At 52.6% G+C, this 25,543-nt stretch carries 22 protein-coding genes; 20 read left to right on the top strand and 2 right to left on the bottom strand.

The annotated features are described in order from the left end of the window. Window positions 1-12: 12 nt before the first annotated feature. The 12 genes from KI610_RS13230 to KI610_RS13175 all read left to right on the top strand — a co-directional run bounded on the left by KI610_RS13230 (window position 13) and on the right by KI610_RS13175 (window position 15,009). Entirely contained in the window at window positions 13-783 is a 771-nt protein-coding gene (locus tag KI610_RS13230) for an enoyl-CoA hydratase (protein WP_226495430.1), read from the top strand. Beyond that, window positions 780-2,309, top strand: coding sequence for a 3-hydroxyacyl-CoA dehydrogenase (locus KI610_RS13225; RefSeq protein WP_226495429.1), 1,530 nt, complete (start codon window positions 780-782; stop codon window positions 2,307-2,309). The genes KI610_RS13230 and KI610_RS13225 overlap by 4 nt, the downstream gene beginning before the upstream one ends. Before the next feature lie 37 nt (window positions 2,310-2,346). After that, window positions 2,347-3,549 carry a 3-oxoadipyl-CoA thiolase gene (locus KI610_RS13220; RefSeq protein WP_226495428.1) on the top strand — a complete coding sequence of 401 codons (1,203 nt, stop codon included), beginning with the start codon at window positions 2,347-2,349 and terminating at the stop codon, window positions 3,547-3,549. 78 nt (window positions 3,550-3,627) lie between these two features. Continuing rightward, window positions 3,628-5,058 (top strand): aldehyde dehydrogenase family protein, encoded by a 1,431-nt coding sequence (locus tag KI610_RS13215; protein WP_226495427.1) that lies wholly within the window; start codon window positions 3,628-3,630, stop codon window positions 5,056-5,058. Window positions 5,059-5,293: 235 nt separating this feature from the next. Continuing rightward, window positions 5,294-6,043 (top strand): electron transfer flavoprotein subunit beta/FixA family protein, encoded by a 750-nt coding sequence (locus KI610_RS13210; protein ID WP_226495426.1) that lies wholly within the window; start codon window positions 5,294-5,296, stop codon window positions 6,041-6,043. Window position 6,044: 1 nt separating this feature from the next. Beyond that, window positions 6,045-6,977, top strand: a complete 933-nt coding sequence (locus KI610_RS13205) for an electron transfer flavoprotein subunit alpha/FixB family protein (protein ID WP_226495425.1) — start codon at window positions 6,045-6,047, stop codon at window positions 6,975-6,977. 104 nt (window positions 6,978-7,081) lie between these two features. Beyond that, window positions 7,082-7,744, top strand: coding sequence for an acetate CoA-transferase subunit alpha (gene atoD, locus KI610_RS13200; protein ID WP_226495424.1), 663 nt, complete (start codon window positions 7,082-7,084; stop codon window positions 7,742-7,744). Between the two features lies 1 nt (window position 7,745). Beyond that, entirely contained in the window at window positions 7,746-8,399 is a 654-nt protein-coding gene (locus KI610_RS13195) for a 3-oxoacid CoA-transferase subunit B (protein WP_226495423.1), read from the top strand. Between the two features lie 514 nt (window positions 8,400-8,913). Then, the gene (locus KI610_RS13190) at window positions 8,914-12,357 is read left to right on the top strand and encodes a pyruvate carboxylase (RefSeq protein ID WP_226495422.1); all 3,444 of its coding nucleotides are present in this window, start codon (window positions 8,914-8,916) and stop codon (window positions 12,355-12,357) included. A 163-nt stretch (window positions 12,358-12,520) separates the two neighbouring features. Beyond that, window positions 12,521-12,694, top strand: coding sequence for a PAS domain-containing protein (locus KI610_RS20155; protein ID WP_404827404.1), 174 nt, complete (start codon window positions 12,521-12,523; stop codon window positions 12,692-12,694). Between the two features lie 408 nt (window positions 12,695-13,102). Further along, entirely contained in the window at window positions 13,103-13,720 is a 618-nt protein-coding gene (locus KI610_RS13180; RefSeq protein WP_226495421.1) for a TetR family transcriptional regulator, read from the top strand. A gap of 110 nt (window positions 13,721-13,830) precedes the next feature. Continuing rightward, window positions 13,831-15,009 (top strand): ABC transporter substrate-binding protein, encoded by a 1,179-nt coding sequence (locus KI610_RS13175; RefSeq protein WP_226495420.1) that lies wholly within the window; start codon window positions 13,831-13,833, stop codon window positions 15,007-15,009. Here the strand turns inward: KI610_RS13175 and KI610_RS13170 are convergent. Beyond that, window positions 15,002-15,379, bottom strand: a complete 378-nt coding sequence (locus KI610_RS13170) for a hypothetical protein (RefSeq protein WP_226495419.1) — start codon at window positions 15,377-15,379, stop codon at window positions 15,002-15,004. The genes KI610_RS13175 and KI610_RS13170 overlap by 8 nt on opposite strands. A 1,064-nt stretch (window positions 15,380-16,443) precedes the next feature. On the opposite strand from KI610_RS13170, the gene KI610_RS13165 reads away from it, so the two are divergent. From KI610_RS13165 to KI610_RS13140, 6 genes are all read left to right on the top strand, one after another. Beyond that, window positions 16,444-17,748, top strand: a complete 1,305-nt coding sequence (locus KI610_RS13165) for an aromatic ring-hydroxylating oxygenase subunit alpha (protein ID WP_226495418.1) — start codon at window positions 16,444-16,446, stop codon at window positions 17,746-17,748. Between the two features lie 15 nt (window positions 17,749-17,763). After that, the gene (locus KI610_RS13160) at window positions 17,764-18,252 is read left to right on the top strand and encodes an aromatic-ring-hydroxylating dioxygenase subunit beta (RefSeq protein ID WP_226495417.1); all 489 of its coding nucleotides are present in this window, start codon (window positions 17,764-17,766) and stop codon (window positions 18,250-18,252) included. A 93-nt stretch (window positions 18,253-18,345) separates the two neighbouring features. Next, complete coding sequence (locus KI610_RS13155) at window positions 18,346-19,209, top strand: VOC family protein (protein ID WP_226495416.1); 864 nt, start codon at window positions 18,346-18,348, stop codon at window positions 19,207-19,209. Window positions 19,210-19,407: 198 nt separating this feature from the next. Beyond that, window positions 19,408-20,139: a class II aldolase/adducin family protein gene (locus tag KI610_RS13150; RefSeq protein WP_226495415.1), complete on the top strand. Its 732-nt coding sequence runs from the start codon at window positions 19,408-19,410 to the stop codon at window positions 20,137-20,139. Between the two features lie 166 nt (window positions 20,140-20,305). Next, on the top strand, window positions 20,306-21,334 hold the full coding sequence (locus KI610_RS13145) for a universal stress protein (protein WP_226495414.1): 1,029 nt from the start codon (window positions 20,306-20,308) through the stop codon (window positions 21,332-21,334). Window positions 21,335-21,518: 184 nt separating this feature from the next. Next, entirely contained in the window at window positions 21,519-22,295 is a 777-nt protein-coding gene (locus KI610_RS13140; RefSeq protein ID WP_226495413.1) for a hypothetical protein, read from the top strand. Between the two features lie 130 nt (window positions 22,296-22,425). Here KI610_RS13140 and KI610_RS13135 read toward each other — a convergent pair whose 3' ends face one another. Further along, on the bottom strand, window positions 22,426-22,758 hold the full coding sequence (locus KI610_RS13135; RefSeq protein ID WP_226495412.1) for an integration host factor subunit beta: 333 nt from the start codon (window positions 22,756-22,758) through the stop codon (window positions 22,426-22,428). A gap of 138 nt (window positions 22,759-22,896) precedes the next feature. On the opposite strand from KI610_RS13135, the gene KI610_RS13130 reads away from it, so the two are divergent. Beyond that, window positions 22,897-24,219: a recombination directionality factor gene (locus tag KI610_RS13130; protein ID WP_226495411.1), complete on the top strand. Its 1,323-nt coding sequence runs from the start codon at window positions 22,897-22,899 to the stop codon at window positions 24,217-24,219. Beyond that, entirely contained in the window at window positions 24,216-25,511 is a 1,296-nt protein-coding gene (locus tag KI610_RS13125; protein ID WP_226495410.1) for a metallophosphoesterase family protein, read from the top strand. The genes KI610_RS13130 and KI610_RS13125 overlap by 4 nt, the downstream gene beginning before the upstream one ends. Window positions 25,512-25,543 lie beyond the last annotated feature (32 nt).

The following is a 25,543-nucleotide window of genomic DNA, read 5'->3' as shown; positions in this document are numbered from 1 at the left end:
TCAGGGGGCAGCATGAAAGAAGTCTTGGTCGAGCGACCGACAAAAGAAGTCGCATTACTACGGATTAATCGTCCGGATGCCAGAAATGCTTTGAACCAAGAGGTTCGTAGCCAACTGGCCAGTCATTTTCATGAGCTGGGCCAAGCCAGCGATGTTCGAGCGATTGTATTGACGGGTGGCGATGATGTCTTCGCGGCCGGCGCCGATATTCGGGCCATGGTTGATTGTGGTTCCATTGAAATGATGCTGAGAAATACGCAGCGGATGTGGCAAATGATCACCGCTTGTCCCAAGCCGATTATTGCTGCTGTTAACGGTTTCGCTTGGGGCGGTGGCTGTGAACTGGCCATGCATGCGGACATCATCATTGCCGGCGAAACTGCTTCTTTTGCCCAGCCTGAAGTAAAGGTCGGGATTATGCCTGGAGCAGGTGGAACACAACGTTTGCTTCGTGCCGTGGGAAAGTTCAAGGCGCTGAAGATGCTCTTGACCGGGCTGCCCGTATCTGCACAAGAAGCTTCGGATATGGGTTTGGTAAGCGAAGTGGTAGCCGACGGCATCGTTCAAGAACGGGCCATCGAAATTGCCACCCTAATTGCAGCGCTTCCGCCCCTGGCCATTGCACAAATCAAGGAAGTGGCAATCGCGGGGATGGATGCATCACTGGAAACTGCGTTGATGCTCGAGCGGAAAGCTTTTCAACTTTTGTTCGCCAGTCGCGACAAGAGTGAGGGAATGCAGGCTTTTCTTGAAAAGCGCAAACCGGATTTTCATGGAGTATGAAGATGTTCGATGCTTCTCGTAATGATCTTTGTCTCGGGATCGTTGGCGCAGGTTTGATGGGCCGTGGGATGGCTCAAATTGCTGCACAAGCCGGAATTCAGGTCGTGCTGTTTGATAACAGTCCAGAGACTGCGGAAACGGCTCGACTGACAATCGCCGAGGTATTGGGAAAGTTAAGTGCCAAGGGGAAAATCGATTACCTCGAGGCATCCGCTGCAGCAGCACGCATTACGGTTGCTGACAGCCTGACAAAATTCGAGCGTTGCCACGTGGTCATTGAGGCCATCATCGAGAATCTGGATGCCAAGCGGGAACTCTTTCGTCGGCTTGAGGAGGTGGTTTCAGATACTTGTCTTTTGGCAACAAATACCTCGTCGCTCTCCGTCACCGAAATCGCCGCCACTTGCAAACTCCCCGGACGTTTAGGTGGCTTCCACTTCTTTAATCCCGTTCCTGTCATGAAAGTCGTCGAGGTGATTGATGGCGTTCGCAGCGAATCGTGGGTTGGCAGCGCGCTGGGGGAATTGGCCGTGCGTTTCGGTCACACACCGGTACGGGCGAAGGATTCTCCTGGCTTCATTGTCAACCACGCTGGGCGAGGTTTTCTGACTGAGGCGCTACGGATTGTCGGCGAGGGCATTGCTGATTTCAGCCAGGTTGACGGCATTCTTCGTGGAGCTGGCTTCAAACTTGGACCTTTCGAACTTCTCGATCTGACGGGTCTTGATGTGTCGTATCCGGTGATGGAGGCAATTTACAACCAGTACTACCAGGAGCCACGCTACCGGCCTTCGTTGATCGCCCGCCAGCGTCTTGTTGCGGGGTTGCTGGGACGAAAGACGGGCCAAGGCTTTTACAAATATGCAGATGGAAAAAAGCTGATTGAGTCTCCGGAAGAAGTGCCTGACGCAGCTGTGGTTATGAAACCCATTTGGGTGGGGTCCAGCAATTCACCTTTCCGGGAGGAGGTGATTCGTCTAATCGAGGCCAAAGGCGCATTGGTGGACAAAGGCGAACGGCCAACTGCAGAGTCAATTTGCATAGTTCTCCCGATCGGGCTCGATGTGACAACTGCTGCACTGTCTGAAAAGCTTGATCCTGCCAAAACGATCGGAATTGACCCGCTACATCTTGACGGCCAAGTAACATTGATGAAAACGCCCGTAACTGCAGCCGATGTGTCCCTGGCAGTACGGTCAATTTTTGCGAGTAATGGCACTTCACCTATATGTATCCACGATAGCCCTGGATTCGTAGCGCAGCGAGTGAAGGCAATGATTGTCAATATCGGCTGCGATATGGCACAGCAGCGAATTGCTACGCCATCTGATATCGATCGCGCCGTTACGCTCGGCCTCGGCTATCCAATGGGGCCGCTCACAATGGGCGATTCAATGGGCGCCAAAGTGGTACTTCAGATATTGGAGGAACTCAACGATTTCTATCGAGATCCTCGTTATCGGCCGAGTCCCTGGCTTATCCGTCGGGCTCGCCTCGGGGTGTCGCTGCTGACTCCGGAAAACTAATCCTAACCGTCTAACAACTGAAGTTCAGGAAAACGAAATGCTTGATGCCTATATTTATGCAGGTTTGAGGTCTCCAATTGGTCGGCATGGGGGGGCGCTTGCTAGCGTTCGCCCAGATGACTTGGCAGCAACGGTGATGAGGGAATTGGTGGCGCGCTCAGGGTTCTCGCCCAACAAGATCGAGGACGTCATTCTCGGCTGCGCCTCTCAATCCGGAGAGGATAGCCGGAACGTTGCGCGGCACGCCACATTGTTGGCGGGCTTTCCTGCAACCACACCTGGACAAACGGTAAATCGGCTATGCGGAAGCGGCTTGGCGGCTGTGATAGAAAGTGCTCGCGCTGTTACTTGCGGTGAAGGGGAACTCTATGTTGCCGGTGGTGTGGAGAGCATGAGTCGGGCACCGTTTGTAGTTGCTAAGGCAGAGACTCCATACAGCCGTGATTTCAAGGTTTTCGACGCAACCATCGGTGTGCGCTTTCCGAATGTGCGCCTTACGGATCAGTATGGCAACCATTCAATGCCGGAGACGGCTGATAACGTCGCGGCAGAATTGGACATTGATCGCGAAGCATGTGATTTCTATGCAGCGAAATCTCAAGCTCAGTATGCAAACGCCAAAGCAAGTGGTTTTTATTCGGACGAGATCCTTCCTATCGAGGTGCCCACGGGGCGCAAAACGCCTCCTCTTATTGTTAGCGAAGACGAGCATCCTCGACCAGAATCAACGTTCGATGCCCTCTCCAAGTTAAAGCCTCTCTTCGCCGGCGGTGTGGTGACGGCTGGGAATGCGTCTGGGATCAACGATGGCGCAGCGGCTGTATTGGTGGGCAGCGCGCGCGCCGGAGAACGTGCCGGCGTAGCGCCGATGGCGCGCATCCTCTCAAGTGCAGTGGCCGGTGTTGCCCCGAGGATCATGGGCATCGGGCCCGCATATGCAATACCCAAAGCGCTTGAACGTGCAGGCCTTTCGCTTGGCGACATGGATGTCATTGAAATCAACGAGGCTTTTGCATCCCAAGTGCTTGGTTGTTTGCGGCTATTAAACGTTTCCTTTGACGATGCCAGAGTGAATCCGAACGGTGGTGCGATTGCGTTGGGTCACCCGCTCGGCGCCTCAGGGGCAAGGATTGCCTTCAGCGCAACGCGGGAATTGCAACGTTGTCATGGACGTTACGCCGTCGTTAGCTTGTGTATTGGCGTCGGCCAGGGGATCGCCATGGTAATTGAGCGGATGTGACAGGAATTGCAGTGGCAAAAATAGTTGTTCTCGACAAGAGAATAAATTGCCCAAGCGACATGAATTGACGGAGGAATGATGGATCAGAAACCCCCCAGTATCGATTTTGAAAACGGGTTCTGTATGTCGATTGATGGCCTGAAGGTCATCTGTGACAAGGGAATCGACGTGATTAATCCTGCTACGGAGCAACTCGTAGGGGTTGCTCCCGACTGTTCTGCGGAAATGCTCGATGAGGCGGTCAACGCTGCCCGCAAGGCCTTTCCTGAATGGAGAAGCGCTACGCACGAAACTCGGGCGAATGCGTTGGAACTGATTGCTGAGAAGCTGGAAGAGAATGTGGAGCCGCTCGGTGTATTGCTGACTAGGGAGCAAGGCAAGCCGTTGGCGGATGCACGAATGGAGATTGCTCGCTCTGCGCTTTGGTTCAGGCATTTTGCCAAGTGCCAACTGTCCATTGAGCACCGTATAAGTCCCGAGGGTCGGAAGGTCGAGATTAGGCGCGTACCTGTCGGTGTTGTCGGAGCGATTACGCCGTGGAATTTCCCCATCAACCTTGCTACATGGAAATTGGCCCCAGCTCTATTGGCCGGCAATACTGTTGTTCTCAAACCATCCCCATTTACACCGCTGACGACGTTGAAAATTGGTGAATTGCTACTCGATGTACTTCCCCCGGGGGTGCTCAACGTCGTATCGGGTGGTGACCATCTTGGTCCGAGGATGTCGGAGCATCTCGGCTTGGACAAGATTGCGTTTACTGGCTCAACCGCAACCGGGCGAGCGGTGATGCGTAGTGCATCCGTTAATTTGAAGCGTGTGACATTGGAGTTAGGTGGTAATGATCCAGCAATCGTGCTTCCGGATGTTGATGTTGAAGAAACAGCCGAGAAAATGTTTTGGGCGGCATTCCGAAATTGTGGACAGGTTTGTGTCGCTGCTAAGCGAATCTATGTGCATGATGCGATTTATGACCAGTTCGCTGCTGCAATGGCGAATTTGGCGCGGACGTTCCAGCCGTCAAACGGCGAAGCGCCTGGAGCACGGATCGGTCCTGTACAGAACCGCGTTCAATATCAGCGTGTTCAGGAATTGATCGAGGACTCCAGAAGGGCTGGCTATAAATTTCTGTCGGAACCGGGCGATATGAAGGGACCCGGCTACTTTATAGCGCCAACCATCATCGACAACCCGCCAGACGATTCTCGCATCGTGCTTGAAGAGCCGTTTGGGCCCGTTGTTCCGCTGCTTCGGTTCAGTGATATCGACGACGTCATAAGGCGTGCCAACGACAGTGAGTTCGGGCTTTCCGGGTCAGTCTGGAGCAAAAACGTTGAGGTTGCCAGGTCCATTGCAACTCGCCTCGATTGCGGCACCGTGTGGATAAACGCCGCGCAGGTGTTAATGCCGTCAGTTCCGTTTGGCGGACGAAAGCAGTCCGGCGTTGGGGTGGAGAATGGAGACGAGGGGTTGTGCGAATTCACTAGTCTCCACGTCACGGTGGAATAGCAATCCCAATGAATGCTGTTTGTTGCCCGGCAGTTCAGCGAACGTCTCGTCGGGCAACACCCGCCTGCTCAAGCAGTCCAATGCGTATCAGTGCGATATCACGGATCCAAAGAAGAACACCCGCGCGCTTGGTTCCAAGCCATCGATGGAGCCATGTTTTGGCGAACTTGGCGCGTTGCCCCAAACATGTGATCAACAACAGCATGAGATTCAACAGAAGCACAGGAGAAATGTAATGAAGATTCTTGTCCCCGTGAAGCGGGTGGTCGATTACAACGTCAAGGTACGTGTCAAGACCGATGGGTCTGGCGTTGATCTCGCGAACGTCAAGATGTCGATGAATCCCTTCGATGAAATAGCGATAGAAGAGGCCGTTCGACTGAAAGAGGCTGGCATCGCGACGGAAGTGATTGCCGTTTCCTGTGGTGCTACAGCCTGTCAGGAGACCATTCGCACTGCGCTGGCGATGGGAGCTGACCGGGGCATCCTGGTCGAAAGCGATACCGAGTTGCAGCCCCTCGCTGTGGCAAAGCTATTGAAGGTGCTGTGTGACAAGGAGCAACCTCAGCTGGTTATCTGCGGAAAGCAGGCAATCGATGATGATGCAAACCAGGTCGGACAGATGTTAGCTGCGCTTTCCGGCTGGCCACAGGCGACCTTCGCTTCAAAGGTCGTCATTGCGGACGGAAAGGCCAAGGTCACGCGAGAAATTGACGGCGGCTTGGAGACCCTGGAGATCACATTGCCGGCCGTAGTCACTACGGACCTGCGCCTTAATGAACCGCGCTACGCGACACTGCCCAACATCATGAAGGCAAAGAAGAAGCCACTTGACATTGTCAAAGCCAGCGATCAGGGGGTCGATATTGTGTCGCGGCTGACCACGCTAAAGCTCGCCGAGCCGTCAAAGCGCAGTGCAGGAATCAAGGTCGCCGATGTCGCCGAACTGGTCAATAAGTTGAAAAACGAAGCAAAGGTAATCTGACATGTCCATTCTCGTCATTGCAGAGCACGACAATCAAAATATCAAGGCTGCCACCCTCAATACCATCTCTGCCGCCACCCGGTTGGGGAGCAATGTCCATGTTTTGATTGCCGGTGTTAATTGTGATCCTGCCGCACAGCAGGCCAGCAGGCTGCAGGGGGTCGTCAAGGTGCTCGTCGCCGATGCCGCACATTACGCCGAGCAGACCGCCGAGAACGTTGCCGCGCTTGTTGTTGCTACTGCCACTGGCTACACCCATCTTTTGGCACCAGCCACATCTTTCGGCAAGAACATCATGCCACGGGTCGCAGCATTGCTGGACGTCGCACAAATCTCCGATGTTGTTGCCATCGAAGGGAGCGACACCTTCGTCCGTCCCATCTATGCCGGCAATGTCTTGGCAACGGTGAAAAGTAGTGATCTGACCAAGGTTATCACCATCCGCACCACCGCATTTGATGCTGCGGTTGTAGGTGGCAGCGCACCTGTTGAGGCTCTTGGTCCTGCCTCTGACGAGGGCAGGACTTGTCTGGTCAGTCGAGAGCTAACCAAGTCCGAACGTCCTGAACTCGGTGCCGCCAAGATCATCGTATCGGGTGGGCGTGGGGTCGGTAGTGGCGAGAATTATCACAAGCTTCTCGAGCCTCTGGCCGACAAGCTAAAAGCCGCCTTAGGCGCATCGCGCGCTGCGGTTGACGCGGGTTATGTGCCGAACGACTTCCAGGTCGGACAGACAGGAAAGATTGTCGCGCCGCAGCTTTACATCGCTGTGGGTATTTCCGGCGCCATCCAGCACCTGGCCGGCATGAAGGATTCCAAGGTGATTGTCGCAATCAACAAGGACACCGATGCGCCAATCTTCCAAGTGGCCGATTACGGGCTGGTGGGGGACTTGTTCGAGGTCGTCCCGCAACTTACCGATGCTATTGGCTGACAGTCAAATCTCTGGCGTAAAGAGCAGTCAGCCTATTTCATCAAGCTCTGGCCGTTTCGAAGCTCCCGAAGTGCCAATAAAAGACCAAATAGAAGGAAAACAGCATGGCAGTTGGTAAGTTAATCGAGTGGTCAGAGGTTGCCCCTCTATTTCATGATGGGATGTCCGTCATGTTTGGTGGGTTTATGGGCGTTGGTACTCCCGAGGGGATTGTTTCTGAAATCCTGAAAAAGGGTGTCAAGGATCTTACGCTCATTGGGAACGATACCGCGTTTCCTGATACCGGAGTCGGCCCGTTAATTGCGCAAGGGCTGGCAACGAGGGTCATCGTTTCGCATATTGGGACCAACCCGGTGACTGGGAAAAAGATGATTTCTGGAGAGATTGAGGTGGAATTGGTACCTCAAGGCACCTTGGCCGAAAGAATTCGTTGTGGTGGAGCTGGCCTAGGCGGGGTATTAACGCCAACAGGCGTTGGGACTATTGTTGAGGAAGGCAAATCAAAACTCGTCTTGAGCGGCAAGGAGTTTCTGCTCGAATTGCCCCTAAGGGCTGATGTAGCCATCTTGAAAGCAAAGAAAGGCGACCGTTTGGGCAATCTTGTTTATCAACGTGCATCCAGGAATTTCAATCCGGTCATGGCCTTAGCTGCAGACCTTGTTATTGCCGAGGTCGATGAACTAGTCGAGGTAGGAGAAATAGATCCCGATCTTGTTATGACGCCTGGCGCACTTGTGGACAGGATCATCGTGAAGAAGGGTAGCTGAGATGGAGGCCAAGGAATTAATCGCACGTCGCGTTGCTCAAGAGTTGCAAGAGGGATTCATCGTCAATCTTGGCATTGGCCTTCCGACAATGATTCCAAGCTATCTGTCACCTGATATTCATATCACCTTGCAGTCTGAAAACGGATTTCTAGGCCTTGGTCCATTGCAAGGCGATCCTGAATTTGGTGTTGTAAACGCTGGCGGTAAGCCATGTGGACTTATTCCAGGGGCGGCAATGTTCGACAGTGCAATGTCTTTTGCGCTGATTCGCGGGGGGCATATAGATTTGACGGTACTTGGAGGCTTGCAGGTCGATTGCCATGGAAATCTCGCCAATTGGATGGTGCCCGGGAAGATGGTGCCGGGCATGGGGGGGGCGATGGATTTAGTCACGGGGGCAAAGCGAGTGATTGTCGCAATGGAGCACTGTACGAAAGAGGGCGAGTCTCGTTTGTTGGAGCACTGCACTCTTCCTCTAACAGCGCGCGGCAAGGTTTCCATGGTGGTAACTGATCTCGCCGTGTTTGAACGTTTGAATGGTGTGTTCACTCTAGTTGAACTTGCACCTGGATTGTCCCTGGAAGAGGTTACAGCCAAGACAAGCGCGCCATTTACGGTTTCTCCGTCATTGAAAATGATGGAGGGTATTCAATAGATTTCGTTCCATCCCCGATTCAAATATCTCCTCTGCGCTTCTTGGCCATCGTGTTGTATTTCTCCTTGGTCTGAAGAATTGAATCGGGTTTTTGCCCGCTACGGCGGGCTTTTTTTTGAAATGAACGATTTTGGAATAAACGATTGAAATACCGTTATTTTCTCGTTCCTAACTATGAAAATTACCAAGATAAATGAAGGCGTAAATATGGAGATGCATCGCAAAGAATTAATGGCAATTGTTGTTCGACTTAAGCAGTTGCTTCTCCAGAAGTCTTTTGGCCAGATAAATTCTGAAGAGTACGTAGCGCAAAGAGCCGATTGTATGCGTCGGTATCGTGAACTGAGTGAGGCAGCTCACGACTAGAGATGGGGGACGACTTCGGCAATAACCCATTAGGCATCGCATGGCGGTTGCCCATCGAGCGTTACAGCCAGATATCTATCCTGATTTCCCCTGCACAGGTAGTCCAGTTCATTCTTTCCCAAGCGACAAATATGAAAGAGAGCAGTCGATGAAAAAGATTCGTAGCATCCTTGTAGCGAACCGAAGCGAAATTGCGATCCGCGTCATGCGAGCAGCATCGGAACTGGGCATCCGTACCGTGGGTATCTATTCAAACGAAGACCGCTTTGCCCTGCATCGTTTCAAGGCAGACGAAAGCTATCTGGTTGGTGACGGCAAGAAGCCAATTGGCGCCTATCTGGATATTGCCGACATTATTCGTGTCGCCAAGTTAGCGAAAGTGGATGCTATTCACCCGGGCTACGGCTTCCTCTCTGAGAATCCCGATTTTGCCGACGCCTGTGCGGCAGCAGGCATCGCATTCATTGGCCCTAGACCCGATGTCATGCGGGAGTTGGGTAACAAGGTTGCTGCCCGCGCCTTGGCTGAGCGGGTTGGCGTACCTGTGGTGCCCGCCACAGGCGCCCTGCCTTATGACATGGAAGAGTGCCGCAAGCAGGCAGCCAAGGTGGGATATCCCATTATGCTGAAAGCCAGTTGGGGCGGCGGTGGTCGCGGCATGCGCGCGATCCATAGCGAGGAAGAACTCGCTCCTTCCATCGAGGTCGCGCGCCGTGAAGCCGACGCCGCCTTTGGTAACGACGAGGTCTATCTGGAAAAGATGGTTGTCCGTGCACGCCACGTCGAAGTGCAAGTCATGGGTGACACCCACGGCAATCTGGTGCACCTCTTCGAACGGGACTGTTCCGTCCAGCGCCGCAACCAAAAGGTGGTCGAGCGCGCCCCGGCTCCCTACTTGACCGCTGCACAGCGCGAAGGCCTTTGCCTGTCTGCCTTAAAGCTCGCCGCAGGGGTGAATTACACTCATGCTGGCACTGTCGAGTTTCTCATGGATGCCGACACGGGCAACTTCTACTTCATTGAGGTGAATCCTCGCATCCAGGTGGAACACACGGTGACCGAGGAGGTTACCGGCATCGACATCGTCAAGGCTCAGATCAAGGTTACCGAAGGGGCGAAGATCGGCGAGGATGACTACCTGCCGGCCCAAGTCAACATCCATCTCTCTGGCCATGCCTTGCAATGCCGGGTTACCACCGAAGATCCTGAAAAGGGCTTTACTCCCGACTACGGCAAGCTTTCGGCCTACCGCAGTGCGGCCGGCGCAGGTATCCGTCTCGATGCGGGTACCGCCTACACCGGCGCCGTGATCACACCCTTCTACGACTCCCTGCTAGTCAAGGTGACTGCACGCGGTCACGATCCGGAAGAGGCCATCCGCCGCATGGATCGTGCCTTGAGGGAGTTTCGCATCCGTGGTGTGTCTACCAATCTCGCTTTCCTTGAAAACGTCATTGAACACCCCTTGTTCAAGAATGGTCAGTGCACCACACGCTTCATCGATACCACGCCTGAACTCTTCACGTTCAAGGCCAAACGCGACCGCGCCTCGCGCATGCTTCGCTTCGTCGGTAATGTGGTGGTAAATGGCAATCCGGAAATGAAGGGCCGTGTCAAACCAGCCCACCTCCTGGCTAAGCCCCTGTTGCCCGCCGTAGACCTTGGCGCCCCTCTTTCTGCCGGCAGCCGCGACAAACTGAAGGAACTAGGACCGGATAAGTTCGCCCAATGGATGCGCAATGAGCAACGCATTCTGCTGACCGACACCACCATGCGGGATGCCCATCAGTCTCTCTTTGCTACACGCATGCGCACTGCCGACATGCTCCCCATCGCGCCCCAATATGCGCACCTGTTGCCGGAACTGTTCTCCATGGAATGCTGGGGTGGGGCCACTTTCGACGTGGCCATGCGCTTCCTCAAGGAAGACCCTTGGGCACGTCTTGTCCAACTTCGTCAGGCAGTGCCCAACATTTTGTTTCAGATGTTGCTTAGAGCATCGAACGCCGTCGGCTACACCAACTATTCAGACAACGTGGTGCGCTACTTCGTCAAGCAGGCGGCCGAGAACGGTATGGATGTATTCCGCGTCTTCGACTCACTGAACTGGGTAGAGAACATGCGTGTGGCCATGGATGCGGTAATCGAGGCCGGTGCTGTCTGTGAGGGCACCATCTGCTACACCGGCGATATCTTCGACCCAGCCCGTCCCAAGTACAACCTCAAGTACTACGTGGACATGGCAAAGCAGCTTGAAAAGGCGGGGGCCCACATCATCGGCCTCAAAGATATGGCTGGCGTCTGTCGTCCGGCCGCTGCCAAGGCTCTGGTCAAGGCCCTGCGGGAAGAGGTGGGCCTGCCCATTCACTTCCACACCCACGACACCAGCGGCGGAGCCGTAGCCAGCATCCTGGCCGCAGTCGAAGCTGGCGTCGATGCGGTGGACGGAGCCATGGATGCCATGAGTGGTCTCACCTCCCAGCCAAGTCTGGGTACCATCGTCGCTGCTCTGGAGCACACAGAGAGAGACTCCGGCTTGACTTATGGCCGCATCGCTCCGTTCTCCCGCTACTGGGAGGGTGTGCGTCACTTCTACAGCCCCTTCGAAGCCGAGATCCGCTCTGGCACCTCGGATGTATATCGCCATGAAATGCCAGGTGGCCAGTACACTAACCTGCGGGAGCAGGCCAGAAGCATGGGTCTGGAACATCGTTGGAACGAAGTGGCTCAGGGCTATGCCGACGTCAATCAGTTGTTCGGCGACATCGTAAAAGTCACGCCCTCTTCCAAGGTGGTGGGTGATTTGGCCTTGTTTATGGTGGCCAATGACTTGAGCTCTGAGGACGTGAAGAATCCGGAAAAGGACATCTCTTTCCCGGAGTCCGTTATCTCTATGATGCGGGGCGAACTGGGCTACCCCGCCGACGGCTTTCCCATGGAGTTGCAGGCCAAAATTCTAAAGGGTCAGCAGCCAATTGAAGGAAGAGTAGGGGGGCACTTGCCTGCTGTGAATCTGGAAGCGGAACGGGAGAAGGCCGAGAAGACTGTTGGTCACCACGTGAACGATACGGACCTCGCCAGCTTCCTGATGTATCCCAAGGTCTTTGCGGAATATGCGGATCACGTAAGAAAGTATGGTGATGTCTCGGTACTGCCGACGCCGGTATTCTTTTACGGTCTGAGCGAGAAAGATGAAATTGCAGTAGATATAGACATGGGGAAAACCCTTGTGGTGCGTCTAACTGGCAAGACGGTGGTGGATGACGAAGGTGAGGTGAAACTCTTCTTCGAATTGAACGGTCAGCCACGGCCAGTGCGGATTGCCAAGGCTGGCCTGGAGTCGACAAGGAAAGCACGGCCCAAGGCGGAGGAGGGTAATGCCAACCACATCGCGGCGCCGATGCCTGGAGCTGTGTCCACCATTGCGGTAAAGCCCGGGCAGAAAGTCTGCAAGGGCAGCCCCTTGCTCTCAATTGAAGCCATGAAAATGGAAACGGCTATCACGGTAGATCGTGATGCCACTGTGGTGAAAGTGCTGGTTTCGCCAGGGGATCGGGTCGATCCGAAGGATTTGCTTTTGGTGTTGGAGTAAGGATGGTTGGTTGGCAGCAATTGACTGGTCTAGTCGACTATTTCAGTCGTCGTATAGGGGGGGGCGAAATTTCACGCGATATCGCCGAGCGAAAGAACGTGGAAACTGAATTGCAGCAGAACGCTACCGGGTTATACAGGAGGGGGCTGCAGACCCAATCCATGTGGTCAGTCCACAAGGACGATTGGTCTACGCGAACGCCGAGTCTTCGCAGAAGCTTGGTTACAGCCAGTTCGAATTTTTGGAAATGCGTGTTCCCGAGATTGCTGCGCCAAATGTTTATCGGGAACGATGGTGCCACGCCTATTTCAAGCATTTGAGCAGGCCGATAGTTTGACAACCCGGCGCTATGGCGGAACGGGGCTCGGTTTGGCGCATTAGTTCGGGGACAGATTGTGTCCCCTTGCATACCCGATAGTTGGAAATTGCACATATTGATATTGATGTTAATATGTAAAACAATCATTGCTAAAAAGTAATGTATTTAGCTCCGTATCGTGCTAGATAAGATTGATCTTTGGATGAGTGCGGTTTTTGTCCTGGTCCTGTAGACGAACTCATTTTGGTCTGGCCCTTTCCCATATTTATCGCCTGGCGATAGGTCAGCAAAATGGTCTATACAGGGCCTTCATCCGTGAATTATCTATCCTATGGCTCCTTCGTCTGTAATTGGTCACAAAGTCCATCAACCCAGCCGTTTCAATGATTATGAAATCCCAATTCGATCCGCCCATTAAGAAGAAAAATGGCTAAAAAAACCAAGTCGGAGGCAGAGAACACTCGAAAAAAAATCATTGAAGCGGCGCGTGGAGTATTTCTTGAACGTGGTGTTATCCGCGCTACGTTCGAAAATATTGCAAAGGCAGCGGGAGTGACGCGTGGAGCAATCTATTGGCACTTTAGTAACAAGGCAGAATTGTTTTTCGCGATGCGGGAGGATGCATTTACTCCTCTTATAGAACGCACCGATGCTGCCCTCTATGCATCCTCATACGACAATCCTCTTGACGCTATCGGATCCTCCCTCACGGAGTTTTTCGGTGTTATTCAAGAAAGCGCTACGGTTCGTGCGGTTTTTGAAATCATGATGTCTCGTTGCGAATATGTTGATGAGTTTGCATGCGTCCAAGAAGAGCTCGACCGTCCGGCCTTGAATTTTCTAGCAAAAATAGAGCAAATCTACCAACTCGCTTTGGAGAAAAAAACCTTACACCCTCGGATTTCACCCCATGACGCTGCAAGAGATACATGGGTTTTTACGGTTGGGTTATTGAATCTTGTGTTAGTTCCTAGGCGAAATATTGATATAGCATCAGATCTGGCGCATATGATCGAATCGCATATGGAGTTGAAGAGGGCTTGATTACCTTGGGTGCTACATCCAGGCGCGGCTTCTACGACAGATTGACGATGGAGGTCGACAGGGTCGAAAAAAGGCAGAAATACTGTATTGATGTGCAATAGAGAAAATTAATGATTAATTTAATAAAATACATGAATTGTTCCAAGGGCTATTGCAAGCCAGTGTTATCAACTTGTTTTCATGGCATTGTCTTTGTGTGTGTGTTCCTATTCAGCGCGCTGTCCTATGCTGCGGGTCGGCAGCCGATTGTCATCGGCCAATCACTTAACTTGAGTCCCAGTAATTCTCATATTGGAAAGCGTTGGGTTGCTGGTGCAGAAATATACATAAACGCCATTAACGCATCCGGAGGAATTAATGGACGCCTCCTTCGGCTTGTAACGCTAAATGATGAAGGAAGTCCAAATCTCCATTACAAGAATGTGCAAACTCTGATTTCGGATCATAAGGCTGTTGCTATTATTAATTGCTCTGGTGACGCTGTATGTCTTGCCTCGGCAAAATTGGCTGGTGAGACGGGGGTGCCACTGATTGGAACAATATCAGGTTCCCAAAAACTTTATTCTTTGGATAAGAACAGGCAAGTATTTCCTGTTCGCCAGACCTATGCCAAGGAAGCCATATCGATTGCCATGCAGCTATCTAGCATGGGAATAAGCAAGGTAGCGGTACTTACTGATGTGAAAGACTCGGAGAGGGTGGAAGGTCTTATTTCAAGCTTGCCCAAGTTTCGAGTCTCGTCAGACGTCTTCCATATAACCTTGGCTGATAGCAACTCTCTTGGTGCTATCAGCCAAAAGTTAGGGGGGGGTACCTATCAAGCCGTGATATTGGATCTCGGTCTATCATCAATCGACGTATTGCGGGACCGAGGCTTTTTTGATCGAGGAAGTTGGCCTGCAACTAATTTTTCTTTCGCAAATGATAGCCTTGTTGCACTGAGTGATATCTTCAAAAAAAGGCTATTAGGCTTCACAATGGTTGTGCCAAATCCAGAAGCTCATTCTCTTCCCTTGACATTTGAGTTTCAGCGGAATGCTGAACGCTACAACGAACTTCGTGCTATTAGTTTTGAGGGAATGGAGAGCTATATTAATACTCGTATTTGTGTGGAGGCTATTCGTAGAGCAGGATCAAATGTTAATCCTAGAAATATTGGATCAATTTTGAGAGGTATTGAAAGCTTTAATTTAGGTGGCTATTTCGTTAGTTTCGATAATCCGAATGTTCCTGCGTCATCCTGGCTCGAGGTTGGATTGAAGACACCAAATGGTGTCTATATCAAGTGAGTCGCACCGGGTTTCCTACAAACTGACGGGCCTCTTCAAGAGTATCAAAGCGGCAGCATCGATGTAGGGAACGGTCCATTTGATTGAAAGTGTCGATCAACTTCCGGACAATAGAATGGCTTGAAACGAAGGCAATCTTAATCCGAGGGTTCTGTCGTAACGCAACACTGGCGCGTATCGCTATGAAATCAATCTCATCTTGGGGAACGATGAAATCGCTAACGCCAGAGCAGTCGTGGATGACGTAGCGTAAGGTGTCAATCCGCTCATGCGCTTGGGTTGCCTCGTCGGACATATTCCATTCGTTCGCGGTGACCGAGCCTGTCATCTTGCGTAGTAACCCAAACTCTTCCCAAAATAGCTCAATCATAGTCGGCTCTTCGCGGCTTTCTACTGCTGAATAGCGGTCATGGATGATTCATGGCCAATTGGTGGATTTTAATAAGCATTTGTTATTTAAGCGTAAACTTGCTGGAGTCTGATAAATGTTCACGATTCCGCTCGAAGAGCTAGGCCATGCGATGGAAAGATAAATTTCGGTATCCAAGCCACTGATACGGGCTTGATCCATGATCGGCACACTAGGCCGCGCGTTGCTTTCCCGTTCCGAAGTGTCATCAGGATGCCGCGAAGCTGGCGGTTGCGCCGGTCGATACAGGGGGCCATCTGGCAATCGATCTCCAAGCGCAGTTAAGCAATCTCTGGATGTGTCGGCTGGATGTCCTGCACACTTTTCTTCGCCAGTTCGTCGCCTAAGATGGCGGCTGATGATTTTAGCACTTGCGCCTTTCAGTCGGTTGTCTGGTTTGGATGGGCAGCGATGGTAGTACTAACTCGGCCGGAGTTTTGTCACCCCTAAAGACAGCTGTCGCCACCTTCCGCTCGAACTCCGGTGAGTGATTCAGCAGCATTGCCCCGAAACAGAAGTCAGCGCTTTTAAGCGACTCTACTTCTGGTCGCTGCTAAAAATGGGGGGATTACCCCCGTCCAAACTGCATCCTCGCGCATCCCTGGCACCTGCGTGACGGCATGCTCCCTGGACTCTTGTGATCTTTGTTCGAAGCCCATTTTTTCGGTAGCGAAACCCACCGCCAGTCCATAAACGATTTAGCCCACTCGTGCTGGCGCAGCTTACCTCTTCGTCTTGGTCGGAACACCTGTACCTTGTTATTTTGTTCACTTGCAAAATAATTCAATTACTGAAATAATTTAATTCAAGCACATTAGCTTCCTTGGGCACGGAATCTCCGAGTCAGGATTCCGCTTATGTTGGTGCCGAATGGTAGGTCTGTTCAGGAGTGCATGATGGCGAGTTTGCTTCATTGGAAGGGTGCGGGCATGTCTGCGCAGATTCTTGTGTGGCCGGAACCCCACCAGAGGGTAAATGGTTGGCGGCGACTAGCGCCGGCTTTCGAGAAATGACGAGGAGATAAAATGTCGGTAATTCAAGTTGAACCTAAGGCTAGCAAAGGGCTAGACATAGAGAGCTTGGTCCAAGAAGGGCGAGTTCATTCTCGGGCTTTTACAGATCAGTCCATCTTCGACATGGAGATGGACAAAATCTTTGAGCAGAACTGGGTGTACATCGGGCATGGATCTGAGATCCCGCGCCACGGTGACTACAGGGTGCGCAAGATTGGGCGGCAGTCGGTTGTCATGATTCGTGATAAAGACGGCTCCATCAATGTGCTAATGAATCGCTGTCGTCATCGTGGTGCTCAAGTTTGTGAAGGCGACGCGGGTAATACCAAGGCCTTGCGATGCTGGTTTCACGGTTGGATTTACGACACTGCTGGCAACCTTATCGAAGTTCCTGGTCGAGAAGCCTATGACGACAAGTTCAATCAGGCCAAGATGGGTTTGAACTCGGCGCCGAAGGTTGGTGTGTATAGGGATTTCGTGTTTGCCAGTTTGAATCCTACGTCAGTCGAGCTTGCGGATCATCTAGGTAATGCCAAGGAGATGATTGATCTAATGGTTGATGCCTCTCCGACGGGGGCGATTCGACTGCAGGCCGGAGCAAATAGGACGACGTACAAGGGCAATTGGAAACTGATTGGCATGGATGGTTATCATGCGCCGTTTGTTCATGCATCAGTCGTCGAGTTGTGGAGCCAGGATCAAGACCGCGGCCTCGCGGCAACGCATCGCGGTAATCCTTTTGAGGATGGCGGGCCTTCGCGTACTCGCGATCTAGGTAATGGTCACAGCATGTTGGATTTTTCGCAGTACCGACTCGGGCACTTGGATGCAATGAAAAAGTTGCTTCGCTCGTTTAACGGTGGTGAGCAATACCTTGCTGATATGTATGGCAAGCATAGCGCCGAGCGTGCTGATCTGCTCGTGGCGCTGGGCGGAGATCCCCATGTTGGCCTCTTTCCGAACGTGCAGTTGATTAACCAGCACGTGCGTATCATCAATCCAATAGGCCCGGGCTTGACAGAAATCTACATGACCCCCGTGCTCCTTGACGGCGTAAGTGATGAGATCAATGGGATGCGCTTGCGCCAACATGAATCGTTCTACGGGCCTGCTGGGGCGGGCTCTCCAGACGATACAGAAATTTGGGAACGTGTCCAGCGCGGTCTCTCGGCAGAAGTAAATCCATGGATCGATCTGACACGTGGGCTGCACCGCCAGACTAGAGACGACAAGGGAGTTATTACCGGCCACATTGGCGATGAAGTGACCCAACGAGGTCAATTCCGCCAGTGGAAAAAACTCATGTCCTCGAACTGAATTGGAGTCAATCCCATGAGCAATGTATCGTTTGAAGTAAGAAGCGCGGTTGAAGATTTTCTATTCCTAGAAGCGGATTGCATGGATCTCCATCGATATGATGAGTGGTTCTCGTTGTGGTCGGAAGAACTCAACTACTGGGTTCCATGCAATGAGGATGGCAGTGACCCGAAGCGTCATGTCTCATTGATATTCGATGACCGCAAGAGGCTGGAGGAACGGATTTTCCGGCTGAAGTCGAAGTTCAATCATTCCCAATCGCCGGCCTCACGCCTGTCGCGAGTTGTCTCGAACATCCGTATCAAACAATGCGCCGATACAAGTACTTTGGAAGTTAGTTCAACGTTCTGCTTGACGGAAGCTCGCGGTGACAGTGTTACGTTTTGGGCCGGTAGGCAAACCCATTTTCTTGAAGCAAAAAATAGCAATTTTAAGATTAAAGAGAAGCGAATTTTCCTCGTAAATAATGATCTTGTGCTTGGAAATCTCACTTTCCTGATTTGAGTTGAGTGGAAATCGATTAGGCAATTGGTTGCCCTATAGAAATAGGGGGCCAATTGCCTAGAGTTGATTGTCCGATGAATTACGGAGACAAAAATGATTAATTTACGAGATGTTGCGTATGTCCGACTTGGAACTCGATCACTTCAGAATGCAGAGGACTTTGCGACCAAAATTTTGGGATTGCAAGTCGGCGAGCGCGTCGAAAATTCGGTCTATCTGCGATCTGACCAGCGTGCATATACGCTTAGCTATTTCGAAGGTGATCCTTCCAACCAAACGGCCGCATTTGTGGTCGACAACGATGACGAATTGAACGCAGCTGCCGACGTACTCGACAAACTGGGGTACAGGGTGCATCGTGGATCGAGTGCTGAAGCTGAACTGAGGAAGGTCAAGTCCTTCATTGCGTTTGGAGGTCCCTCTGGCACCCAAATTGAGTTGGTGACTTATCCTGCTTTTAGTGGAAAGCGTTACTACGGTGCGAGGGACGCGGGGATCACTGGCTTTAACCACTTAGCCTTTTTTAGTCATGATCCAGTTGCGGATGAGCAGTTTTGGACCACTGTGTGTAATGCACGCGTAAGCGACTGGGTCGGTGACATTCCACTAATGCGCATCAACGCGATTCACCATACGCTGGCTCTTGTGAAATCTAGTCGCAGTGGTATTCAGCATATCAATCATCAGGTAGAGACCGTTGACGACATTATGAAGTCGTACTACATGCTGCGCGATGCCAATGTGCCGATCATTTTTGGCCCTGGCCGGCATCCAACTTCCGGTGCTCGATTCCTGTACTTTACGGGTCCGGATGGAGTGACTTTCGAGTATTCATGCGGTGTTGGGAAGATCGAGGATGAGGCGAATCACGTTCCCCGCCGGTTTACTACTGAGCCGACCAGTATGTGCATGTGGGGATCGAAACCAAATCTTGAGGCTTTCGTTCCTGGCGCTTGATCAGTGTGCTTTCTCTGCACGAGTCTTGTGGAGGAGAGCGATTCCGTGTGTGCTAAGGGCCAGGACGCCTTGCTGAAGCCCTCTGAGTTGGCCTCGGCAGGCCTCCTGGCTTTTCGTGCGCATGGTGTTAAGCGAAGCTGGTCAAGGTTGGGTTCTGTCTGTGTGGGTAGATTGATGCTCACTCGATAGTCTAGCGCCTTGGCAAAGGTAGACGAAATTTTGGTAGATGAGGATGAGATGCAAGCTGATATCCAAGACAAGTCGAGGCAACTGCGTGTTGCCGCACGTGCGTTGTCGCGGGCAGGGCTGGTGCATGCTTTTGGCCACTGCAGCATACGAATAGATGAAAGCAGTTTCATCGTCTCTCCGGCGAAGCCTTTAGGCAATATTCGCGCAGGTGAGGCTGGCGTTATTGTGCCGATCGATGGCGGACTTCCAGAAGGTGTGCTCGGAGAGGTACGGCTTCATCAGGCGATCTATCGCAAACGGGAGGACGTCAAAGCCATCTGCCGCATCACTCCACGGCAAGTCGAACTTCTTTCTTTGATCCGCCGTACGCCGCAGGTGCGCAACGGTCTCAGCGTTTTCTTCGACCCCTGCCCACCATTCTGGAATGATCCACGCCTTCTACGCGAAGACCTGGCGGCAGCCCGCCTAGCAGAGCAATTGGGCTCTGCCAGGGCCATCGTAATGCGGGCCAATGGGGCTGTGGTGGTAGGTGTTGATTTGGCCGAGGCGGTGGCCATGTCCTGGCTTTTAGAGGAAGCAGCACGAGTCGAACTTGGCCTCATGCAAATTAGTCGTGATGGCGAAGACGCTCTTCTGACGTCAGACGAAATAAAGGCTCGACTAGAAACTTCAGGACATGTTGGTCGGCGTATTTGGGAGTTTCTTACTTCTTCGGATGAGGAAGCCGTGTCCATGCGTTGAACCTACACTCAGTTGAGGCGATACGTGTAAATGGGATTGATCAAACTAGAAATAAAGTTATCAAAATATGTACATTGGATGAAAAATTTTATTTTATCATGGCATTCAATAACGTTTTTGGGCATCAAAATATCGAAGAAGTGTCTGTCAATAATTGGAGAAGCTTATGTATCGTCATCTTATGGTCCCAGTCGATGGTTCGACACTTTCCGCTCTAAATGTTGAGAGTGCTATTAAATTGGCGCGAAAGCTCGAGTCAGAAATTACTTTTCTATACGCCACGCCGGATTTGGCATCAACGGCTGATGGGCTGATTATCCGATCATCCGATCCGAATCTTTTTGAATCGGAAGCGTTGGGTGAAACAAATGCGATCTTAAAAAGGGCTGCCTCTAGTGCCCATGCGGCAGGTGTGAATGGGGTTCTCCTTTCGCGTATATCCGTAAATCCTGCCCAAACGATAGTTCAGGAAGCCACTCTCAATGGTTGTGACTTGATTGTTATGGCTACTCGCGGTCGCCGTGGCCTGACCGGATGGATTAATAACTCACAAACAGAAAAAGTCATCCGTCAGTCTCCGATTCCGGTCTTGATTACTCGTATTGAAGCAAATAATCCGATGACGGATATGGAGCGTGCTATAGCCGTTATTCAAGAAGAACACAGATCTATTGCCGCTGTCGTTCGTGGAATGTTAAATGTTTCCCGGGATTATAGGGAACACGGGAACAAAATTGATTTGAAACCGCTTAGTGCGATGCTTACATATCTGCATAAATTCCCTACCAAAATGCATCATCCTAAAGAAGAAAAGTTCATTCATGCTGCGCTTCGCCTGCGTGCCCCTGAATGCTTGGCGCTACTTGATGAGCTGGAGTCACAGCACAAGAAAGAACATTTATTTATTGATCAAGTAGAAAAAAGTTTATCTGTAGCACTCTCTGGCGAGAATGCTCATCATTTCAATTTAAGTTCAGCGATAGAAGTATTTGCTGATGCCGTATGGGGCCACATGGGAAAAGAGGAACGGGAAGTTCTTCCTCTAGCGCAGACGAAGTTGCTTCCTTCAGACTGGGCGAAAATTGCTGAAGCATTTGATAACAACGAGGACCCATCTTTCGGTCAGATGGACGCTGATGAATTTAGAAACTATTTCAGGCGAATTGCAGATTTAATGCCTGATGAAAAGAGATAGCGAATTGGGTAAGTATGGCAAATCGATTGATAATCGAAGTGGTTCATGGAATTCTGGCAGGTCTGGTTTTATTTAATGGCTGATTTAATGGGCGATTCGCGAACGTACTAAATTGTTTTTCGCGAGATATTTAGAACTATGGGCCTGAACTTCCTTTCTGGCAGAAGGGGATAGATGGGACGAAATGAATTTTAATTTACCACCACTAAGCTATTGCCTAGATAATTCTGTAACAGAACTACAAAAGAACTGCTCGGGGTTGGTTTCTGTTTCTCTTGTATTAGGTGGCATTCACGACACTCTCGCGGAAATTCAAAATAGCCTTAGTACGACTATTACGGCCATATATAGTGGGACAACATTTTCGGCCGAAGATTTAGGAATCGATCAACATGTCCTAGAAAAAACGTTGGAGTATCGTCTTGACCTTTCCGAAGCATTTGAGCAATTGCATGCTGATAGCATTGATCTTGATCGATGCGTAGTCGCATATTGCGCAGCTTTGATCAAGCTAAGTAGTGAGGCTCAGGCAAAGGAAGTTGATCACACGTCTGAGGGGTTCAAGGAGTTGTTAATCAATGCAAAAGAAAAGTTGGATGAAATCTCACTTTGGTTCTTGGTTTATCTTTGCCAGGTTGTTTTTCTGAATTTTGCGCTGAAATTTAGCAATCAACTGCTCAAGGTTCACTTGGCAGAACGGGACTCAGGTTCGGGATCTGTTTCTGCCGTCTTTCAAGTGATCGACGCTGTGAATGAAGTGCTCAGTAGTCAGAGAGGCCATGGTTTTGAGAATCATGCCGCCAATCTCGAAAATGTTTTTTGGCAGTTTTTACAAGTAATCGAATCCGCGAACTCATCAGCAATAAATCGAGATCAGGAAGAGTTTTGTAGGAGTTTCTTGGAATGCGAACGTCTGAGTCAGTCTTTTGTTGCAGAAACGCGGGCTTTTCGGTACGCATAGTCTGATCCGAGCGTGTAGGGTTTTTATGTAAACACTTGGCAGAAAACTGCCGTGCCACAAAGAGCGACACGATGGCCAGAGACGGCCCCTCGCAGTTGGGCAAAAAATCGGTTTTCTAATGTGATGACCTTCAGCGAAAGCTCGGTTGAATTGCTCTTTGGCGACAGGTGTGAATGGACGTAGTTGTGGCCATCACCCGCTCACGTAGTTCCTTTCCGGCCTTGAAAGCGGGTACCCATTTCCCGTTTACGTCAACTGGTGCCCCAGTTTTTGGGTTGCGGGCTTGGCGCGGAGGACGGTAGAGCAAACCAAAGCTGCCAAATCCGCGAATCTCGACCCGATCACCGTGAACCAGCGCCGCGTGGATGGCCCCAAGAATTTCTGTTGCTGCCATTTCAGCATCCTTCTGCAACAGTTGAGGAAAGCGTTCGGCGAGTTGGGCGATGAGTTCGGAGCGGGTCATGGCGATATTTTAAGACCGGGGTGAACTTCGGCCAAGGGTAAGCTTTTGCCGTGAGTGTTTCCGTAGGGGTTGAACCGGAGGGAAGTCGCGAGAGCATGAATGGTCGAAATTTTCCGACCTTCATGGAGTAACACCGTCATGGCCAATCTCAACCCACATCCAGTGATTTCCGTACAGGGTGGCGGCACCACCCCGACCCTGCTCGGGCAAAGCCCCGCCCGTATTCCGACTGGCGGTAAAATCCGCGCCGGTATCAAGGTGCTGACGAAGAAAGCTGCCGAGCAGCCCAAGGCCAAGGCGATCTACGACCAGGGCGTAGCCGCTGGCCAGTCCTTCGAGCAGATCGAACGCGCTATCACCGAGGTGCTGCCCGCCCTCAAGACGCCATTGGTGCCGCGCAATGTGCCATGGTTCACTGTGCGGGGCCAGGATTTCCCCAATCCTGAAATCGCCGCGGAAATTTTGGTGGCTTACGGCGAAGACAGGGGCGAGGGGCGGCACCTGTATCGCTTTCCCGTGGTATTTCCTTCCGACTACTGGCAAACCGTGATGCCGCACGAACTGGCGGCCTGGGGAATGCACGACAAACACTACTGGTCGCAATACTCGGCCGATGGCCGGGTGCGCCACTGCATGTGCCATGCGCCGGTGCCGGTGGACGATACGGGGCGGCGCACGATCCGTCTCTTCGGTGGGCGCAAGACAATGGTCCGCGAGGAGAACAATGGCCTGTGCGAACCGGAGGCCTGCCGCGAATACCAAGCGCGTCAGTGCAACCTGACCGGGCGTTTTCTGTTTTTCATACCCGGCATCCGCTCGATCAGCGCCTTTGAACTGCACACCAACAGTTTCTACGCGATGAATGCGGCGATCCAGAAGTTCGAGACGGTGGGCTTTTTGCGCGGCGGGCGTATCTCCGGCTTCCTGGATCGGCAACGCACGCCTTTCTACCTGACCAAGAGACTCATGGAGGTGGCTCATATCGACGAACAGGGCAGGGCTGTACGCGTACCTCAGTGGATCATCGATCTGGAGGCGCCGGTGGATGTCACCGCCTTACTGCGTGAGAACGAGGACACCGAGACGGCCGTGTTGCAGGCACAACTGGCGACGCAGGTGCTGCAAGGCAGTACGGGCGAGTCCTTTGCCGAGCCCTTGCAATCTGCTGAGAGCGAGGTCCGGTCATCCCCAATGGTCGATGTCTCGTCTGTCGACGAGCCGTTGCTCCAGAGCGGGCATCCCAGTTTCGAGCAACTGATGGCGCGGGTGCTGGCTTATGACATCCTGCCTGAGCAGTACCGAGCCTACGCCGACCGGCGCTGGGGACCGGGCTGGAAGATCAATCCACATGGCCGTGCCCAGGCCTGGAATGAACTGGGGCGCTACGGCAACGATCCGCAGGGCTACCGTGACAAGATCGAGAGCGAAATGCTGTTGGTGTCTCGGGGGAGAACCGCATGATCTGCATCGCGCATTTCTCCGATTTGCACTACGGCACCAAAAATCGGATGGAGGCGGATCGCTGCTTCGGCGCCGCCATCGATCGGGCCATTGCCCTGGGGGTAGAAGCAGCGGTGCTGTCGGGTGATGCCACCGACCATGCGCTGGACTTACACGCGCCGGCAGCCGAACGACTGTTCGCCCAGGTGCGGCGACTGGCCGACCATTGCCCGGTGCTGATGCTGCAGGGGACGTTTTCGCATGAGCCGCCCGGCACCCTGGCTATTTTCAAACTGCTGGGCGGTCGCTATCCGGTGCATGTGGCCGAGCGTATTGAACAAGTGGCACTCACCGCCCAGGGGCAATGGCTTGTTTCGACGGGCTGGTGCTTCGATCAACTGCCGGTCGGTGCCCGTGCCTTGTTCTCCTGCGTGCCCACGGTGAACAAGGCGGCGGTTGCCGCAACGGTCGGTGCGGCGGATGCGGCACAGGCGGTTGGCGAGCATCTGGCCATCCTGTTGCGTGGTTTTGTGCCGATTAATCGGGCGGCGCGGTTGCAAGGCCTGCCCACCATCGGCATCTCGCACGGTACCGTATTCGGCTGCCTGAGCGAGCACGGCGTGCCAATGGCGGGTTTCGATCATGAATTCACTACCGGGGCGCTGTTCGCCGCCGAGACGCAGGCCTTCATGCTCGGGCATATCCATCGACATCAATTCTGGGAACAGGAGGGCAGGGCCGGGCGGCAGTGCATTGCCTATCCCGGTTCCATCGGCCGTTTTCACTACGGCGAGGACGGCGAGAAGGGGTTTCTGGTGTGGGAAGTCGATGCCGATCAGGCGCGCTTTGCACTGGAGGCGACGCCGGCACGTCGAACAGTCGACGTTGTGTTCGACGGCAAACCAGACATCGACGCGCTCCGCGCTGCCGTCGCCCAACAGGACATCGCCGGTGCCTTCGTGCGCGTGCGCTGGACGGTTGCCGATGAGGATCGTCATCAAGTCGACCGTAGGGCAATTGAGCGCTTGCTGGAGGGCGCCGCGGAAACCAAGTTGGAGGGACGCATCGTGCCGGTGGTGCGAACCAGGGCGGCAGGAATTTCGCAGTTGGCGCATCTGGCAGACAAGGTGCGGGTCTGGGCGCAGGTAACCGAGGCCAGGGTGGAACCGTTGCTCGCCTGCCTCCAGACTATTTCCGGTCAGGAGCCCGAAGCAATCGTCGAGTGCGTCTTAAGGGGGCAGGAAATTCACTATGGTGAGAGTAGAACCAAGATCGAGCCAATGACCGATATTGAGCCCGTGTCGCTGTTCTGACCTGAGCAGGCTTGCCGATCTTTGCCTGTGTC

It is taken from the genome of Ferribacterium limneticum (assembly GCF_020510565.1).
Taxonomy (GTDB): Bacteria; Pseudomonadota; Gammaproteobacteria; order Burkholderiales; family Rhodocyclaceae; genus Azonexus; species Azonexus limneticus_B.
Note: the sequence above shows the minus strand (reverse complement) of the source record. Positions and strands in the feature narration are given on the sequence as shown.